Source organism: Candidatus Poriferisodalis multihospitum (assembly GCF_028283155.1).
Taxonomy (GTDB): domain Bacteria; phylum Actinomycetota; class Acidimicrobiia; order Acidimicrobiales; family Poriferisodalaceae; genus Poriferisodalis; species Poriferisodalis multihospitum.
On record NZ_JAPYOK010000043.1, the window covers coordinates 15418 to 31671 of the forward strand.

12 protein-coding genes are annotated in these 16254 nt (G+C 67.1%); 3 read left to right on the plus strand and 9 right to left on the minus strand.

Features of this window, described 5'->3' with window-relative positions:
• From VI480_RS04090 to VI480_RS04105, 4 genes are read right to left on the minus strand one after another with little or no spacing between them, the layout of a single operon-like run.
• On the minus strand, positions 1–1161 hold the full coding sequence (locus VI480_RS04090) for an amidohydrolase family protein (RefSeq protein WP_323671542.1): 1161 nt from the start codon (positions 1159–1161) through the stop codon (positions 1–3).
• A gap of 30 nt (positions 1162–1191) precedes the next feature.
• The gene (locus VI480_RS04095) at positions 1192–2889 is read right to left on the minus strand and encodes an N-acyl-D-amino-acid deacylase family protein (protein ID WP_323671543.1); all 1698 of its coding nucleotides are present in this window, start codon (positions 2887–2889) and stop codon (positions 1192–1194) included.
• The gene (locus VI480_RS04100) at positions 2886–3314 is read right to left on the minus strand and encodes a nuclear transport factor 2 family protein (protein WP_323671544.1); all 429 of its coding nucleotides are present in this window, start codon (positions 3312–3314) and stop codon (positions 2886–2888) included. Before VI480_RS04100 ends, VI480_RS04095 begins: the two co-directional genes overlap by 4 nt.
• A gap of 42 nt (positions 3315–3356) precedes the next feature.
• The gene (locus VI480_RS04105; protein ID WP_323671545.1) at positions 3357–4577 is read right to left on the minus strand and encodes an aspartate aminotransferase family protein; all 1221 of its coding nucleotides are present in this window, start codon (positions 4575–4577) and stop codon (positions 3357–3359) included.
• 147 nt (positions 4578–4724) lie between these two features.
• Here VI480_RS04105 and VI480_RS04110 point away from each other — a divergent pair, with 147 nt between their 5' ends.
• The gene (locus VI480_RS04110; protein ID WP_323671546.1) at positions 4725–5951 is read left to right on the plus strand and encodes a pyridoxal-phosphate-dependent aminotransferase family protein; all 1227 of its coding nucleotides are present in this window, start codon (positions 4725–4727) and stop codon (positions 5949–5951) included.
• A 37-nt stretch (positions 5952–5988) separates the two neighbouring features.
• Here the strand turns inward: VI480_RS04110 and VI480_RS04115 are convergent, their stop codons facing one another.
• The 3 genes from VI480_RS04115 to VI480_RS04125 all read right to left on the minus strand — a co-directional run bounded on the left by VI480_RS04115 (position 5989) and on the right by VI480_RS04125 (position 8504).
• Complete coding sequence (locus VI480_RS04115) at positions 5989–6228, minus strand: hypothetical protein (protein WP_323671547.1); 240 nt, start codon at positions 6226–6228, stop codon at positions 5989–5991.
• A gap of 316 nt (positions 6229–6544) precedes the next feature.
• Positions 6545–7795, minus strand: a complete 1251-nt coding sequence (locus tag VI480_RS04120) for an acyl-CoA dehydrogenase family protein (RefSeq protein WP_323671548.1) — start codon at positions 7793–7795, stop codon at positions 6545–6547.
• Between the two features lie 34 nt (positions 7796–7829).
• Positions 7830–8504: a nitroreductase family protein gene (locus VI480_RS04125; protein ID WP_323671549.1), complete on the minus strand. Its 675-nt coding sequence runs from the start codon at positions 8502–8504 to the stop codon at positions 7830–7832.
• A gap of 101 nt (positions 8505–8605) precedes the next feature.
• Between VI480_RS04125 and VI480_RS04130 the strand changes: the two genes are divergently transcribed.
• Positions 8606–11977, plus strand: coding sequence for an acetyl-CoA carboxylase family protein (locus VI480_RS04130; protein ID WP_323671550.1), 3372 nt, complete (start codon positions 8606–8608; stop codon positions 11975–11977).
• On the opposite strand, the gene VI480_RS04135 is transcribed toward VI480_RS04130, so the two are convergent.
• Both VI480_RS04135 and VI480_RS04140 read right to left on the minus strand, forming a co-directional pair.
• Positions 11965–13470 carry an SDR family oxidoreductase gene (locus VI480_RS04135; protein WP_323671551.1) on the minus strand — a complete coding sequence of 502 codons (1506 nt, stop codon included), beginning with the start codon at positions 13468–13470 and terminating at the stop codon, positions 11965–11967. The two genes, VI480_RS04130 and VI480_RS04135, sit on opposite strands and share 13 nt — an antisense overlap.
• Before the next feature lie 90 nt (positions 13471–13560).
• Positions 13561–15060 carry an MFS transporter gene (locus VI480_RS04140; protein ID WP_323671552.1) on the minus strand — a complete coding sequence of 500 codons (1500 nt, stop codon included), beginning with the start codon at positions 15058–15060 and terminating at the stop codon, positions 13561–13563.
• Between the two features lie 157 nt (positions 15061–15217).
• Here VI480_RS04140 and VI480_RS04145 point away from each other — a divergent pair, with 157 nt between their 5' ends.
• Positions 15218–16117 carry an alpha/beta hydrolase family esterase gene (locus VI480_RS04145; RefSeq protein WP_323671553.1) on the plus strand — a complete coding sequence of 300 codons (900 nt, stop codon included), beginning with the start codon at positions 15218–15220 and terminating at the stop codon, positions 16115–16117.
• Positions 16118–16254 lie beyond the last annotated feature (137 nt).

The following is a 16254-nucleotide window of genomic DNA, read 5'->3' on the forward strand; positions in this document are numbered from 1 at the left end:
CTAGACGCCGAGCAGGAACGAGGCGTTGCCGGCCCAGAACGGCGCGGTAGCGCCCTCGCTGAGGCCAGCCGCACTGAACGACGCCTGGAACTCTGCGATCGGGTCCCGGCCCCCTTCGGGGTGAGGCCAGTCCGACGAGAACAGGAACAGCTCCGGGCCGCTGTTGGACACCAGCCAGCCCACATCCTCGAAGTGCCAGGGCGTGAAGCGCACCTGCCGGCGGATGTAGTCCGAGGGCGCCATGGTCAGCTTGGCCAGCTCGGGTTCGTGGCGTCCGAAGGCCTTGACGCTGTTGTCCAGCGAGCGCAGCAGGTTCGGCACCCAGCCGGCGCCCAGCTCGATCAGCCCGCAGCGCAGTTCGGGAAACTTCTCGAAGATGCCGTCCAGCACCATGCAGGCCAGCAGGTTCTCGGCGTCGTGGTACAGGTTCAGGAAATCCTTCGAGCGCATGTTCTCGCCGCCGCCCACGAAGTCCTTGCCGGGGACGCGGCCGTTGTTGTGGTACGTCTTCGGCAGCTGGTTGCCGCCGTTGGGCCCCAGATGCATGAGCACCGGCACGCTGGCCTCGGACAGCAGCGCCCACAGCGGGTCGAAATCGGGATGAGTCGGGCTCAACGACGTCGGCACGCCATGGGGGATCCATGCGGCCTTGCATCCGACCTCGATGGCCTCCCGCGCGCAGTCGACGGTGCGCTGCGGATCCTCCAGCGGCACGAAGGCCACGCCCAGCAGCCGCGGGTCTACCGAGCAGAAGTCGGCGATGCCGCGGTTGTGTGCCGATGCGCCCCCATAGGCCAGGTCGACGTCGCCTCGGGCGTGGAACTGCGTGTGGGCGAACGTGGTGAACACGAGTTGGCTGGCGAAACCGAGCTGGTCGAGTGCCCCGACCCGTTCACCGGCGTCCATGGAGCCGTAGGCGAAGTAGCCCTTCGGGCCGCCCACCACGTCGGCTGCCAGCTTGGCTGTTTCTTCGGGGTCGTCGCGGCGTGCCCAGCACTGCTCCACCAGCTCGTGCGTCGCCGCGTCGCCCCCGCCCAACAAGCTCAGATCCCGGAGCTTGGCGGCCACGGAGCTGTCGGCGTAGCTCGCCAGCCAATCCACCGGTTCCATCAAATGGCTGTCAGTGTCGTGAATCAGCCGTTCACCCGCATACGTCGTCATGGCGTTTCCCTCCGTGGTGGTCGTGGGCGGTCAGCCGCCGTGGCGGAGGAGCTGGCCGCTGTAGGTCTCGGTCTGGGTGTCCTCGGAGATGGTCTCGGCGCCGTTCACTATGACGCTGCGGTAGCCGCTGGCCCGCTGAATGCGGCGCCACTCGCCGCCCGGCAGGTCATGGACCACCTCGTTCGGCCCGACGGTCAGGTTCTCGGGGTCGTACACCACGACATCGGCAGGACCGCCCTGTCGAATCAGGCCGCGATCGCGGAATCCGGCGAGCTGCGCGGGAAGCGCCGCGAGCCGTCGATGCGCTTCCTCGTAGGTCACCCACTGGTTCTCACGCACCTGCTCCGCGAGTGTCTCGGTGGGGTAGCGCCCTGCGGTGAGGAACTTGGTGTGCGCCCCACCGTCGGACACGCCGAACAGCATGTGCGGGTACTGCACCACGTCGCGCAGCAGTTCTGAGCTGCCCTGCGGCGGCGCCACGAAGAACAAGGTGTCGAGCCCGTCCGTCACGGCCACGTCGAGCATGAGGTCCACCGGGTGCTTGCCCGCCACTTCTGCCGCTTGGCCCACCGACATCTCCCGGTACTGCTCGGTCGATTCGCTGCGCGGCGACAGGATGGTCACGGTCTCGATGCCCGCGGTCGCTGTGCGGGGCATCGTGTCCTTGAGGGCCTGGCGGCGGCTGGGGTCGGCCATCTTGGCCAGGCGCTCGGCCTTATCGCCCATGCAGGCTTCCATCCAGGCCTCGGAGTCGTCGTAGAGGTTCCAGTCCTCGAGGGTGAACGTGAACCCCGCGTCGCTGGTGACGCCCTGGCCGTACACCGGCACGCCCTGCTCGCGGCAACGCTCCAGCCACTCGATCTGACGCCGGTGGATGTTTGGCTTGTCCTCGAACGCCTGCACCACGTTGTGCAGCAACGGCCGGCCGCTGATCGATGCGATCTCCTCGAGGTGGGCCATGTCGTGAGCGACGTTGCCGCTCGTGAGCGTCATCTGCACGACGCCCTCGTTGCGCTCGGCCAGCACGCGGGCCAGCACCCGGGCGGTTTCGTCGTTCATCATGTCGGTCGGCATCGGCGTGCCGTCCCAGTCGCGCTGCACCGCAGCGGGGCCCGTCGGTGGCAGCCGCTGGGCAGACCAGCCGCAACCGCCCGCATCCATGGCCTCATGCACCAGCTTGGCGAGCATCTCGTGCTCGCCTTCGGTGGGCAGCCGCCCAGACTTCGCATCGTCGAGGCCGAGCACCATCACCAGCATCGGGCCGATCGGCACGTACGGCAGGATGTTCATCGCCTTGGGCGTGCGTTCGAGACTGTCCAGATACTCCGGGAACGTCACCCAGTCCCAGGGCATGCCCTGGCGCATCGACTCGTACGGAATGGCCTCGACGCGGGTCATCGAGCGCATCGCGTACTCGCGCATGTCGGGATCCACCGGGGCGAAACCGAAGCCGCAGTTGCCGATGGCGACCGAGGTGATGCCGTGCCAGCCCGACAGCGTGCAGTAGGGGTCCCAGAAGACCTGCGCGTCGTAGTGCGTGTGCAGGTCGACGAAGCCGGGGGCGATGTGCATGCCGGAGGCGTCGATGACCCTGGCGCCCTCCCGGGCATCGACCCGGCCGACAGCGGCGATGCGTCCGCCGGCGATGCCGACGTCGCCGCGCACCCTCGGTGCCCCGGTGCCGTCGAAGATCATCCCGTCCTTGATGACGATGTCGTAGGTGCTCATGCGGTGTCCCATCCCATCCGTTGTGCTGCGTAGAGCGTGTCGGTGTATTCCTCCATGTGGGCGATCAGGCCGTCGCGGCAGTCGTACACCCAGCAGTACTGGTTGTCGTAGTCGCGGCCGGTGGCCTTGGCAGTGGCCGTCAGCCGCTGCTGCACCACCGCGGTACTGCCCTCAACGATCATCCTGCGGACCTCGAGGTTGATCGGCTGGGAGATGTCGAAGGTCTGCCTGACGACACGACCCCCCAAGGCCTCCACCACCTCTTTGGCTCCCGTCATTGTGTCGACTGCGTTGCCCTGGGCGGCTGTTTCAGGCAGCACCCAGGTGACCTCGGGGTCGAGGCACTCGAGCATGGTGTCTCGGTCTGCGGTGGTCAGCGCTGCGTAGTAGCGCTCCATCAAAGCCCGCGTCTCAGCACTCTGCATTGTCGTTATTCCTCCTGCTGCGTAGCGATGTTGCGAAGCGACCTAGGGCGCTGTGGCGCGCAGCGCGTCGTCGAGCCGGTCGAACAGCTGCCCGATCTCGTCGTCGGTGATTATGAGCGGCGGGCAGAACGCGAGTGCATTGCCGATCGACCGCGTGATCACGCCTCGCTTGAGGAAGGCCTCCTTGGCCTCGGTGGCGTCTCGGCCCAAATCGCAGGCCCAAATGCCGCCGAGTCCCCGGTAGCTGTCGATCATGCCGTCACCCTGAAGCGCCAGGAATCCCTCTTCCATCCGGTCGCCGATTTCATGTGCCCGGTCGACCAGCCCCTCCGATTCGATGACGCCGATGTTCGCGATGCCGGCCGCGCAGGCTGTCGGGTGACCGGAGTAGGTGTAACCGTGCATGAACTTGGTCTCGTCGGCCTCCAGCAGGTCGGCGATGTCGCGTGACACCAGCACGCCGGCCAAGGGGATGTAGCCCGACGTGACGCCCTTCGCGAACGTGAACATGTCCGGTGCCACGCCGAAGGTCTGTCCGGCGAACCAGCTCCCGGTGCGTCCGAAACCGCAGATGACCTCGTCGAAGATCAACAAAGCGCCGTGTTCGGTGCACAGTCGACGAAGTCCCTCGAAATACCCGGACGGCGGCGGAACAACGCCCCCGGCGCCCTGAATGGGCTCGGAGATGACCGCTGCTATGCGGTCGCCTTGCTCCGCGAACAGCTGCGCGGCGGGCTCGACGTCGTCATTGGGTATCTCGACCACGTGGGGCATGAGATCGCCCCAGCCTTCGCGGTATGCAGCTCCTCCCTGCACGCTGGTACCGCCCACATTCACGCCGTGGTAGCCGGCGGAGCGGCGGACGATGATCTGCCGATCGGTGTCGCCCTTGAGATGGTGAATGCGACGAGCGAACTTCAGCGCCGTGTCCACGGCTTCGGAGCCCGAACATGCCAGGAACACTCGCCCGTCAGGGTGCTGTGATCGGGCGCGGACCATCTCGGCGAGTTCGACAGCGGGGCCGTTGGAGAAGGGCTCGAATGTGTTGTAGGTCGCCAGCTGATCGAGCTGCGCACCGATGGCATCTATGACTGTGCGGTTTCCGTGGCCGATCTGGCACAGCCACAGACTGGCGAGGCCGTCGATGTATTCGTTGCCAGCGTCGTCAGTGAGTTTGACGCCCTCCCCCGAGACGATCCGAATGAACTCGTTCTCGCTGCGGCCGACAATCGAATACGGATGAATGAGTGCGTTGCTGTCCATGGTGGACACCCCCGTGTTTGCGCTCCCGAGAGCCTGGGCAGAGGCTTGGGCGCAGCCTACGCGTGCGCTCGTGCCCGGGGCTCAGCCTCTTTAGGCTGATGTCGTTTGGCGGCCTGCCCGAGGGTGCTGCCGCTGAAGGGAGTTGCGATGTCGCTGCGATACGGCCGGCCGCTGGTCATGATTCCCGGTCCGTCGGTCATCCCGGATCGGGTGCTGAACGCGATGCGCCGTCCCCTTCCGAACATCTACGAAGGCGAGGTGGTCAACCTCACCTACTCCCTGCTTGAGCGGCTGCCCGCGCTGGCCCGCACCGAGCACCGGGCCTACATCGCAATCTCCAACGGGCACGGCGCCTGGGAGATGGCCACGACGAACACGCTCTCACGCGGAGACAAGGTGCTCGTGCTCGAAGTGGGCCATTTCGCCACGAACTGGGCCGAGATGGCCGCGATGAGCGGTATCAAGTTCGAAGTGCTGCACGCACCGGATCGGGCGGCCATCGAGTTCGACGCGGTGCTGGACCGGCTGCGTGCAGACGTCGGCCGGGAATTCGCGGCCGTCTTCGTTGCCCAGACCGACACCTCGACGACCGTGCGAAATGACATCGCCGCAGTGCGGCGCGCACTGGATGAGGCCGACCACCCGGCGCTGCTGATGGCCGACTGCGTGGCGTCACTGGGCTGCGAACCCTTCGAGATGGACGCCTGGGGCGTGGACGTGACGGTTGCGGGCAGCCAGAAGGGCCTGATGGTGCCGCCTGGCCTCGGCATCGTCTGGGTGGGCCCGAAGGCATGGGAAGCACATCAGCGAGCCGACCTGCGCACCGCCTACTGGGACTGGTCACGGCGGACCGATCCCGACGCCCACTACTGGATCTTCTGCGGCACCCCGCCGGTCCAGCACCTGTGGGGCCTGGCAGAAGCGCTCGACATGATCGACGAGGAGGGCTTGGAGAACATCTGGGCGCGTCACGATGTGATGGCGCGTGCCGTGCACGCTGCGGTGGATGCATGGTCGGCGCCGGATGCTCTCGAGCTGAACGTGCCGGTCCCATCGCATCGCTCGAACTCGGTGACGCTGGTTCGCACGGGCGAGGTGCCGGCTGGCCAGATCCGCCATACCTGCGAAGGCGAAGCCGGCCTCACCTTGGGACTCAACATTCAAGGCGACCCCGATGCGGCATTCCGCATCGGGCACATGGGGCACCTCAACCCGCCGATGCTGCTCGGGACCATCGGCACCATCGAGGCCGTGCTGGGATCCATGGATGCGCCGATGGGCGGTTCGGGGGCCGCAGCAGCGGCCAGCGTCATCGCCCAAGCCACCACGCCGGTGCCCAAGCCTGCCCCCGGCCCCGAGGATCTCTGGTCCTAGACGACTACGCCGACGCTCCGCCGAGCCCTGAGGACCCCTAGCCCGCGGCGAGCTGGCGGACGAGCACGACAGTGGCGCTGGTCGCCGCCACCGACAGCACGATGATCCGAAAGCGCGGTCCTGCAATCCGCGGCCGCAGCCACCTGCCGAGCGGCAGGCCGAGTGCGACGGCGGGCAGCAAGCCCAGCCCGAGCCACAGTTCCCGCAGGCCGAATTCGCCGATGACGGCGAGGGCAGCGATGATCGCCGTGCCGACGAACAGCATGAAGGTGGCCAAGGTGGCCCGCGTGCCGCGATCAACTGCCGACGCAAGGCCGGGGCTTTCAGCGCCGCTCGGTCCGCGACAGCGTTGCGGATATTGATGCCGCCCGCCAGCATCAGCATCGGCCCAGGGATTCCCGTCGGCTCGATGGTCACCAGCACTGGTCCCACGATCAGGCCCATGCCGAGGCCGATGCACGCCTGTGTTCCTGCGCCGGCGGCGACCACCACCGCCACGACCACATACTCCAGGACGCTCATGAATCGAGCAGGACGCGGCTCACGAGGTGCTTCCCCAACCGCTCATCTGGCCCCTTGCGGTATGGGCACGCTCAAACCGGCAGGTTGCCGGTAGCGGCCCCGGTGCTGCCGGTGTCGGTGTAGGCGGCGATGGTGCGCTGCGCGATGCGCATCTGGTGCACCTCATCGGCGCCGTCGGCGAAGCGGGCCCAGCGGGCGTGCTGGTACATGTGGGCCAGCGGGGTGTCGGTGGAGTAGCCGAGCGCTCCGTGCACTTGGATCGACCGGTCGATGACCCGGCCCAGCATGTTCGCCACGAAGTGCTTGGCCATCGACACTTCGGCCTTGAAGTCCTCGCCCGTGCCTGCCTGCGCCCGGTCGACCTTGTAGGCCGCATGCAGCACCATCAGCTTTGCCTGGTACAGCTCCATGGTGCTGTCGGCGATCATCCACTGGATGCCTTGCTTCTCGGCGAGCAGTGAGCCGTGGGCGTACCGGTTGAGCGACCGGTCGACCATCATGTCGAGTGCCGTCTGGGCCTGGGCGATCCAACGCATGCAGTGCGCCAGGCGGGCCGGCCCCAGCCGGTACTGGCCCAGCAGGTGTCCCTGGCCCCGCCCGCCCAGCATCTGGCCGGCACCGACTCGCAAGTCCTCGATGAGAATCTCGCTGTGGCCCGTCGAGCCGTGCATGGTCTCGATCTGGCGCACCTCGGTCCAGCCTTCGGTTGGCAGGTCGACAATGAACGCTGAGTTGCCGGCTTGGGGGATGTCGGGGTTGTCCTCGGTGCGGGCGATGAGGATGGCGAACTTGGAACGGTGCGCATTCGAGATGAACCACTTGTGGCCGTTCAGCACCCACTCGTCTCCGTCGGGATAGCCCCGGGTCTGGATGAGCGTGGGATCGGAGCCGGCTACCTCGGGCTCGGTCATGGCGAAACACGACTCTGCGCGGCCCTCGCACAGCGGCGCCAGGTAGCGCTGCTTCTGCTCGTCGGTGCCCCAGTGCAGCAGCGTGTGCATGTTGCCTTCGTTGGGCGCTTGGCAGTTGAGCACCCACGGTCCGAACCGGGTCTTGGCGGCCTCGGCTTGCACCATCGCCATCTCGACGTGGCCCAACCCCATGCCGCCCCACTCGGCGGGCATGTGTGGCAGCCACAGGTGTTCGTCGCGCGCCCGCTTGCGCATGCCCAGCAGCGCCGTCACGTACGCGTCGCGGTCGGTCTCTTCGAGCCGCTCGGCATCGATGCGTCCCTCGACCGGACGCACCTCGACGTCGATGAACGCGGCGATGCGCTTGCGGAGCTCCTCTAGTTCGGGGCTCAAGCTGAAGTCGATGGCCATCGCTGCCTCCTGCGACCGGGGTGTGCCGCCGTCGTTAGATCGTGAAGGGTTCCCCGTCGCCCCGCTCGCGCACGGCGATCTCCTCTACCGGCTTGCGGCTCAGCTTGGTGAGCTGCTTGGTCGGCTTGCCGATCGGCAGCAGGGCGCACACCGCTTCCCAGTCCTCCAGTCCGAGGAATTCCTTGGCTGCGGGCTCGCTTGCCGAGAGCAGCGTGGTCATTGCACCGCCCAGGCCCTCATTGCGGGCACCCAGCAGGATGTTCCACGCGAACGGGTACACCGATGCGCCGCTGACCACGCCGATGCGGTCCTGTTCCTTGTCGATCGAGGCGACATTGCGCAGATCGACGGTGATCACCAGCACCACGGGCACTTCGTCCATGTGCTCGAACATCGGAAGCGGGAACTTCAACGACTCGTCGGCCATTGCCTCTTCGATGTTCACCGATGACGGGCTGTAGCTCTGCCAGTACACCTCGCCTGCAGCCACCTGAGCCGCGGCGACGCGCATCGCCGGAATGCACAGCTCGCCGAGGCGCTTCTTGCGGGCAGGATCTCGCACCACGATGACTTTGTGGCCCTGGCGGTTGCCGCCGCTGGCGGCGAACCGAGCATTGTCGAAGATGCGGTACAGCACTTCGTCGGTGACTTCGTCGTCGGTGAAGTCCCGAGCGGCGAAGGTGGTGCGCATGACGTCGTAAATCTCCATCTCGCCAGTCTCGCACCGGTCGGCCAACTCCGCGCCGGGCATCGAATTCGCGCCAGAATCGCCGGTACCCGGCCATGTGATGGCCATATCGAGGGGGGATCGTGAGTTTCACCCGTGTCCTGATCGCCAATCGCGGCGAGATTGCCATCCGTATTGCCAAGGCTGCTGAGGCCCTCGGAATCGAGACAGTGGCAGTGCATGCGCCAGTCGACGAGCGCTCGCTGCACCTGGTGGCCGCGGACCAGATCGCGCCGTTGCCTGGCGGCGATCCGCTGGCCGCGTACCTGAACATCGACGCGTTGCTGCGGATCGCAGCCGAGCACGGCTGCGATTGCGTCCACCCCGGCTATGGCTTCCTGGCGGAGAACGCAGCTCTTGCCGCTGGCTGCGCCGAAGCGGGACTGACGTTCGTGGGACCCGCGGCCGGCACGCTCGAGCTCTTCGGCGACAAGGTCCGCGCCCGCACATTGGCTGCCTCGCTGGAGATTCCCGTCGCGGGTGGGTCGCCGGGGGCCGTCGCCGATGCGGCCGCGGCTGCGGACGCCGCCGCAGAGGTCGGTCTGCCGGTGATGCTGAAGGCTGCGGCCGGCGGCGGCGGCCGGGGCATGCGCGCAGTGGAGCGCATCGAGGACATCGCTGAGGCGTTCGAACGGTGCTCCAGCGAAGCTGCAGCGGCCTTCGGCAATGGCGCTGTGTTCGTGGAGCGCCTGGTGGAACGACCACGCCACATCGAGGTGCAGGTGCTCGCCGACCTTCACGGGAGCGTGGCGCATCTGTGGGAACGCGACTGCTCGGTCCAGCAGCGCAACCAGAAGGTCATCGAGATCGCCCCCGCGCCGGGGCTTGACGCCGGCCTGCGTGACCGGCTGCATGCTGATGCCGTTCGACTCGCCGCACAGGCCGGTTTGGCGAATGCAGCAACGGTGGAGTTCTTGGTGTCGCCCGAAGCCGGCGACCACTTCTTCATCGAGTGCAACCCGCGCATCCAGGTGGAGCACACCGTCACTGAACAGGTCACCGGCGTCGATCTGGTCGAGGCGCAGTTCAGGATCGCGGCAGGTGCGCGCTTGGAGGAGATCGGTGTTGTTCCGGGCGACGCAGACCGGGGCAGGGCCGCGGCGGCGTCCGCGGCCGCTCCGCGCGGCTACGCCGTGCAGGCACGAGTCGTAGCGACTGGTTCTGGCGCGATCTCGGCGTACCACGAACCGTCAGGCGCGGGCGTCAGGGTCGACGCCGCCGGCTATGCCGGCTACACGCCGCCACCGCACTACGACCCGCTGCTCGCCAAGGTCATCGGCACCGGAAGCACCCTCGAAGCCGCAGCAGCCCGCACATCGGCGGCACTGGCTGACTTTCACATCGGCCAGCTGCCCACGAACATCGATCAACTTCGCCAGATTCTCAACCACCCTGCTGTGCGCAGCGGTGATGCACGGACCACGTTGCTCGCCGAGATGGTGCCGCTCGCCGACGGGGCGGCGGCCGTCACGAGCACCAACGGCATGTCGGGCGACATGAGCGGCAGCGTCTCGCGACGCGCTGCGATGTTGGAATCCGCCTCAGCGGCGCCGCCCGTGACGGTGCCACCGGTCACAGCTGCGGCCTCAACGTGGCCGGACCGCGAGCTCGCCGACGGTGAGGTTGCGATTCGCAGTCCGTTGCCCGCCAGCGTCGTTGATGTGCGGGTGAACGCCGGCGACGCCGTGACAGCGGGACAAGCGCTGGTGGTGTTGTCGGCCATGAAGATGGAAACCGAGGTGACTGCGCCATGCGACGGCACCATCTCGGCGTTGCGGGACCTGCAACCCGGCGATCAGTTGGCAGCAGGCGATGTATTGGCCGTGGTGCTGTCCGGTGCAGATGCCGGCGGCGCTCCGAGCGCACGCACCGCTCTCAGCGGCTGGGAGCCCCTGCTCGACGAGGTGCAGACGCTGCAGCGGCTGGCCGAAGAACGGCTCGGTCCGGACTCCGAGGAACCCGGCGTCGTGCGGCAGCGCAATCGGGGCAAGCTGCACTGCCGCGACCGTATCCGCCTGCTGCTCGACGAGGGCAGCTTCCGCGAGGTCGGCAGCCTGGCCGGCTTCGCTTCCTACGACGACGAAGGCGAGATCGCGGCGTTCACACCTGCCAACCACGTCGGCGGCACCGGCAAGATCAACCGTCGCGACGTCATCGTCTGCGCCGACGACTTCACGTCGCGGGGCGGCCACGCCGACGGAGCCATCGGTGCCAAGAGCTTCTACTTGGACTTGCTGTCAACTGAGCTCGGCGTGCCGTCCATCCGGCTGCTCGACGGTTCGTCAGGCGGCGGCAGCGTCGCCTCGATGGTGCCCGAGCAGCGCAAGGAAGGCGAGAGCAGTGCCAAGGAGAGCACCGGCGCCATCAAGGCCGGCCGTCCACGGGTGACGGGAGGCGGCGGCTCCTTCCTGCCCTCGCACTTGGGCAGCACCGAGTATGCCGAACAGCTCGCGACGGTGCCGGTGATCAACATGCTGCTGGGCAGCGTGGTCGGCATCGGCGCGGCCAAAGCGGTGCTGGGCCATTTCGCTGTCATGGTGCGCGATATCTCGCAGCTCTTCGTGGCGGGGCCGCCGGTCGTCAGCCACGCCATGGGCTACGACATCTCCAAGGAAGACCTCGGCGACTGGCGCATCCACTGCACCAATGGCTCGGTGGACAACCTGGCCGAGACCGAGCAGGAGGCGGCTGAGCTCGTTCGACGGTTCTTGTCGTACCTGCCGCCGTCGGTGTACGAAACGCCGCCGGTGCTGCCGCCTGACCCCGCCGATCCGCCGGACCGGCGTGAGCAGGAACTGCTGACGCTGATCCCTCGCAAGCGAACGACCACGTTCGACATCCGCCGTGGCATCGAGCTGATCTGCGACCGCGGCTCGTTCTTTGAGATCGGCCCGCTGTGGGGCACCGATCAGGTGGTCGGCTTCGCGCGCATGAACGGTCACCCGGTGGGCGTGCTGGCATCGGACAGCCGCCACCCGAACGGGGGCGCGCTCACCGCTGACGGCTGCGACAAGCTGACGCGCCACATCGACCTGTGCGACCTGTTCCATATGCCGATCCTGAATCTGTGCGACAACCCCGGTTTCGCGGTCGGCGTCGAGCACGAGATCACCGGCACCATCCGCAAGGGCGCGACGTGGATGACGGCGTTCGCGCAGGCCGCGGTGCCGATATTCACCGTGCTCATGCGGCGCAGCTTCGGCGTAGCCGGCAACAACTACGCCACGCCGCGGCGCCAGCACAACGCCCGTGTGGTGTGGCCGGCCGCCGATGTGGGGGGCATCCCGCCCGAGGGTGGCATCGAGGCCGCCTACAAGCGGCAGCTGGCTGAGGCGGAGGACCCGGTGGCGCTGCGGGCGGAGCTCGAAGCTCGTATCGAGGCGGCGCGTGGCGCCTACCGGGTGGTGAACCGCCCGGTTCAGCTCGCCTCGCGCCCGATCGCCTACCGGCCTTGATGTGATTGGCCCTGAGGTGGTTGGTCCTGATCGAGCTGTGGTGAGCGTGCCTCGGCCGTGATGGCCAACCGCGCGATCAGCTCGCGGAAGATCATGGTGTGCACCGGGACCAGCACCCACCAGTAGAGGCGTCCCAGGACCCCCCTGGGATGAAACCGCGCCCGCTGCTGCAGCAGCACTCCCTCGGCTGATTTGCTGAGCTGCCATTCCAGCCATGCGTCGCCGGGCACGCGCATCTCGGCCCGCAGTCGCAGCAGGCTGGGCGGCTCGCAGACCTCCACCCGGAAGAAGTCGACTGCATCGCCGACCTGCAGGTCGTCAGGGTGGCGCCGGCCCCGCCGCATGCCCACCCCGCCGATCAGCTTGTCGAGCGCGCCGCGCAGCTGCCACAGCCATTGCGCGGCGTACCAGCCGCGCTCGCCGCCGATGCCGGACACTGTCGCGAAGGCGTCTTCGATCGACGCGTCCACCGACACCTCGCGCTCGTCTGCCAGCACCGTCCCGCCGGCCCAGTTGGGATCTTGAGGCATCGGCGACGCCGCCGTGCGATCGGCAGCGCTGTCCATCCAGCTCGTCGTGATGTCCAAGTCCTGGACATGCTGCACGGCGCGTTGGAGGGCCTCGTCCAGACGCAACGGTTGATGCTGTAGGCGACGCTCGATGCTGCGGGCCTTGCTGACGACGACGTCGTTGACGAGGCTGTCCACGAGCGGCCGCGCGAGGTCGTAGGGAAGCGGCGTGACCAGCTTGACCCAGTGCGAGGACAGCCGCGGTGTCAGCACGGGCACCGGCAGGATCAGTCGCCGTCGCAGGCCCGCGCAGCGTGCGTAGGCGTTCATCATGTCCCGGTACGACACGACGTCAGGGCCGCCGATCTCGACAACCTCGTGTGCCGCCGCAGGCATGCCCACGGCCGTGGCGAGGTAGTGGAGGACATCGGCGATGGCGATGGGCTGACAGCGAGTGGCCGTCACCCAGCGAGGGCAGATCATCGCCGGCAGCACCTCGACGAGATGCCGCAGCATCTCGAACGACGCGCTGCCCGAGCCGATGATGACCGCCGCCCGCAGCTCCGTGACCGGAACCGACCCGCTGGCCAGCAGTCGTCCCACCTCGTGCCGGCTCTCCAAGTGGGGCGACAACCCAGGAGCGTCGCTGCCCAGCCCGCCGAGGTACACGATTCGGCTCAGCCCGGCGGCCTCCGCAGCAAGGGCCATGTTGCGCGCGCCGATGCGGTCAGCGTGCGCGAAGTCATCGGTCATGCCCATGGCATGGACGAGGTAGAACGCTGCCTCGCATCCGGCCAGGGCAGCTTCCAGAGAGGCGGCATCTGCCACGTCGCCGGCGCGCACCTCGACTTCTCGGCGCCATGACCGATTCGCCAGCCGCTGAGCATTGCGTGAGATGCACACCACCTGGTGGCCGTGGCCGATCAGGTGCGGCACCAAGCGGCCGCCGACGTAGCCCGTCGCTCCCAGCACAGCGATCTTCACGACCACATCATTGTTGTTTCGGCCGGCGAAACGATGTCGCGAACTGATCTCGATGTGCCAGCAGGGGTGCGGCAGATCAGGCTGGGCAGCTCATGCAGATTCCACGACCCAAACGGCAGGAGCGGCGCGGTCGCGTTTCTGGTCGGCCTCGTCGCCTTCGGCTTGGCCGAATCCGGGCATCTCGTCGAAGGCGCCATTGACCCCATTGCCGACCGGTACAGGCTGGCGAGCACCCTCGGGGAGTTCACGCGTCGCGGTCAGCACGGGTGTCGGCGTCGGCCGAGCGGATCGAGGCCGAACCGGAGCTGCCCACTCGGATTCGGGCGGCCGAGCCGCGAGGTAGTCACGGGTGGGATTGCCGGCGAAGCTGTAGACGATCAGGCCCCCCACGGCAATCGCCGCCAAAGTGAAGAACGCCGACCGGTAGCTGTAGGCATCGTGAAGGACGCCGGTGATGAACGGGCCTCCGGCTAGGCCCGACACCATGAGCAGCGAGCCGAATCCGTAGATGCGCGGGTAGTCCCGCACGCCGAACGCGTCGGCCAGGATCAGCGGGTGCAGCATCAACAGGTTGCCCATGGCGCTTCCCAGCACCAGCACGCCCACCACGATGGTGAGCTCGTCGCCGGCGACGGCCAGCACGCACAAACCGACCACCTGCACCACCATCAACGCCATCGTGAGCCAGCGCAGCGACAGCTTCAGCGCTGCGACGCCCCCGCAGATCCTGGCAACCACGCTGGTGCCAGCCAGCAGCTGCACAGCGCCTGCGCCGGCGGCTTCCAGCCCCAGCCGGTCGCCGGTGAGTTTGTAGATGTGGTGAATCGCGCCGACCTGGCTGCTCATCGCGAGCACGAATCCGATGGCGGTGAAGATGAAGAACCGTGTCCGAATTGCCTGCCCGTACGACGTTCCGGGTGGCGTGCCGACGGGGGTCCGGCCCGAGTGGTCAGCCGAGCGAGCCCCATCGGGCCCCAGGCCCACATCTGCGGGCCACGCACGAATGAAGCCCCACGTCGAGATCAGCAGTAGGGCGCAGTACACCACCGCAAATCGGGGCGCCCAATAGACCAGCGAAACGCTCTCGATTCGTTGGATGAGTTGGGGAAGCAGGATGATGCCGCCGAGCGACAAGCCGGTTGACGCGATTGCCATCGCTACTGAGCGACGCCGCTCGAACCAGCGGGTCACCAACGTGGTAGTCGGCACTAGGCCGCAGAGCCCGAAGCCAATGCCGAACAAGATCATCACGGCGAACATCTGCCAGCCGTTGCGAATCTCGGCCAGCAAAGCCATGCCGGCCGTGCTGACGGCGGTGCCCGCCGTGATCACCCATCGCGCATCGAACCGGTTGACCAGCTTGCCCGTGTAGTACCCGCACAGACCTGAGGCCAGCAAGAACACACCCACACCAGCGCTCGCGAGACCGGTGCTGAAGTCCTGCTCGTCGACGAAGGCATCCAGAAATGCGCCGAGGGCATAGAAGACCATGCCCGAGGTGATCATCATCACCCCGAACACGCCCGCAAGCACCACCCAGCCCCGCACGAATGGCTGGCTGCGGTCGGCGGTGGCAACCGGCACATTCATCGCCGCACAGCCTGCCAGCTAACTTTCCCCGATGCGCCTGCCTCGGCACAGCGGAAGGTGTCGATCAGGGCCGGTTGCCTGCGTGGCGGCGTTGCTTGTGCTTGGGGCCGCGGCGTGCACGTCGACTGACCAAGCGGCGGAAACACCCTCCGGTTGCGTGGCCGATGCCGAGCTGGTCGGAGCGCACAGTCGCCATTACCTGACATCGGGAGGCAATGAGTACGAGTATCTGCTGTATGTGCCGGTCGCGGCTTCGGCGCCGGCGCCGCTGGTGTTGAACTTCCACGGCCTGGGCGGCGACGGGGCTGGACAGGCGGCCTACACCGGCTACACCGACCTGGCGGAGGCCGAGGGATTCGTGGCGGTGCATCCATCGGGGATATTGGTCGAGTCGAGCAAATGGGGCGCGACCCGTAATTGGGAGGGGATCGGGGCAGACACGATCTCACGGGATGACGTGCAGTTCGTCAGCGATCTCATTGATCGCATCGCAGCTCAAACCTGCATCGACCTGAACCGCGTCTACGCAACGGGCTTCTCCAACGGGGGCTACTTCAGCGCTCATCTGGTCTGCGGACTGACAGACCGGATCGCTGCCACTTTTTCCGTTGGCGGCATCAGCCATCCCGACGGGTGTCAACCCGCTCGGCCGGTGGCCATGGGCGCCGTCCATGGAACTGCCGACGAGGTGGTGCCGTTCGACAACAGCAGGGAATCGGTGCTGCTCAAAGGTGTGCAGATCGACGATGAGAAGGTCCAGGAACTCGGAGAATTCTTCGGCGACATCATTCCCGACGAGCTGGCTCAGTTCGCGACGGAGTTCAATTGCGCGACGGCGACCGAGACCCGGTTTGACGCCGTGACATGGCTCATGCGCTACACCGGCTGTGATGGCGACATCGAGTTGCGCTTCTACGCGATCGAAGGTGCTGGGCACATCTGGCCGGGCTCGTCATGGGCGAAAGGCGGCAGCAAGAACGGTGCTGCGTCCGCGGACGGCATCAGCGCCACCGCGCAGGGCTGGGCCTTCATGAGCCAATATTCGCTGGATCGGTGAGACTGCTCGGTCGCCGGTCGGCACGCAAGGAGTGAACAAGCCGATGGAGATGATGAAGGCGGGCCGGATGGTTGATGTGGGTCGCATGGTGTGCGAAGAGATCCCGGTGCCGCCATTGGACGAGGCCTCGTCAGATG

Bases quoted from the DNA above. Each gene is read 5' to 3' on its own strand.
- VI480_RS04090 (WP_323671542.1), bottom strand. From the start codon at position 1,161: ATGACGACGTATGCGGGTGAACGGCTGATTCACGACACTGACAGCCAT.
- VI480_RS04095 (WP_323671543.1), bottom strand. From the start codon at position 2,889: ATGAGCACCTACGACATCGTCATCAAGGACGGGATGATCTTCGACGGC.
- VI480_RS04100 (WP_323671544.1), bottom strand. From the start codon at position 3,314: ATGCAGAGTGCTGAGACGCGGGCTTTGATGGAGCGCTACTACGCAGCG.
- VI480_RS04105 (WP_323671545.1), bottom strand. From the start codon at position 4,577: ATGGACAGCAACGCACTCATTCATCCGTATTCGATTGTCGGCCGCAGC.
- VI480_RS04110 (WP_323671546.1), top strand. From the start codon at position 4,725: ATGTCGCTGCGATACGGCCGGCCGCTGGTCATGATTCCCGGTCCGTCG.
- VI480_RS04120 (WP_323671548.1), bottom strand. From the start codon at position 7,795: ATGGCCATCGACTTCAGCTTGAGCCCCGAACTAGAGGAGCTCCGCAAG.
- VI480_RS04125 (WP_323671549.1), bottom strand. From the start codon at position 8,504: ATGGAGATTTACGACGTCATGCGCACCACCTTCGCCGCTCGGGACTTC.
- VI480_RS04140 (WP_323671552.1), bottom strand. From the start codon at position 15,060: ATGAATGTGCCGGTTGCCACCGCCGACCGCAGCCAGCCATTCGTGCGG.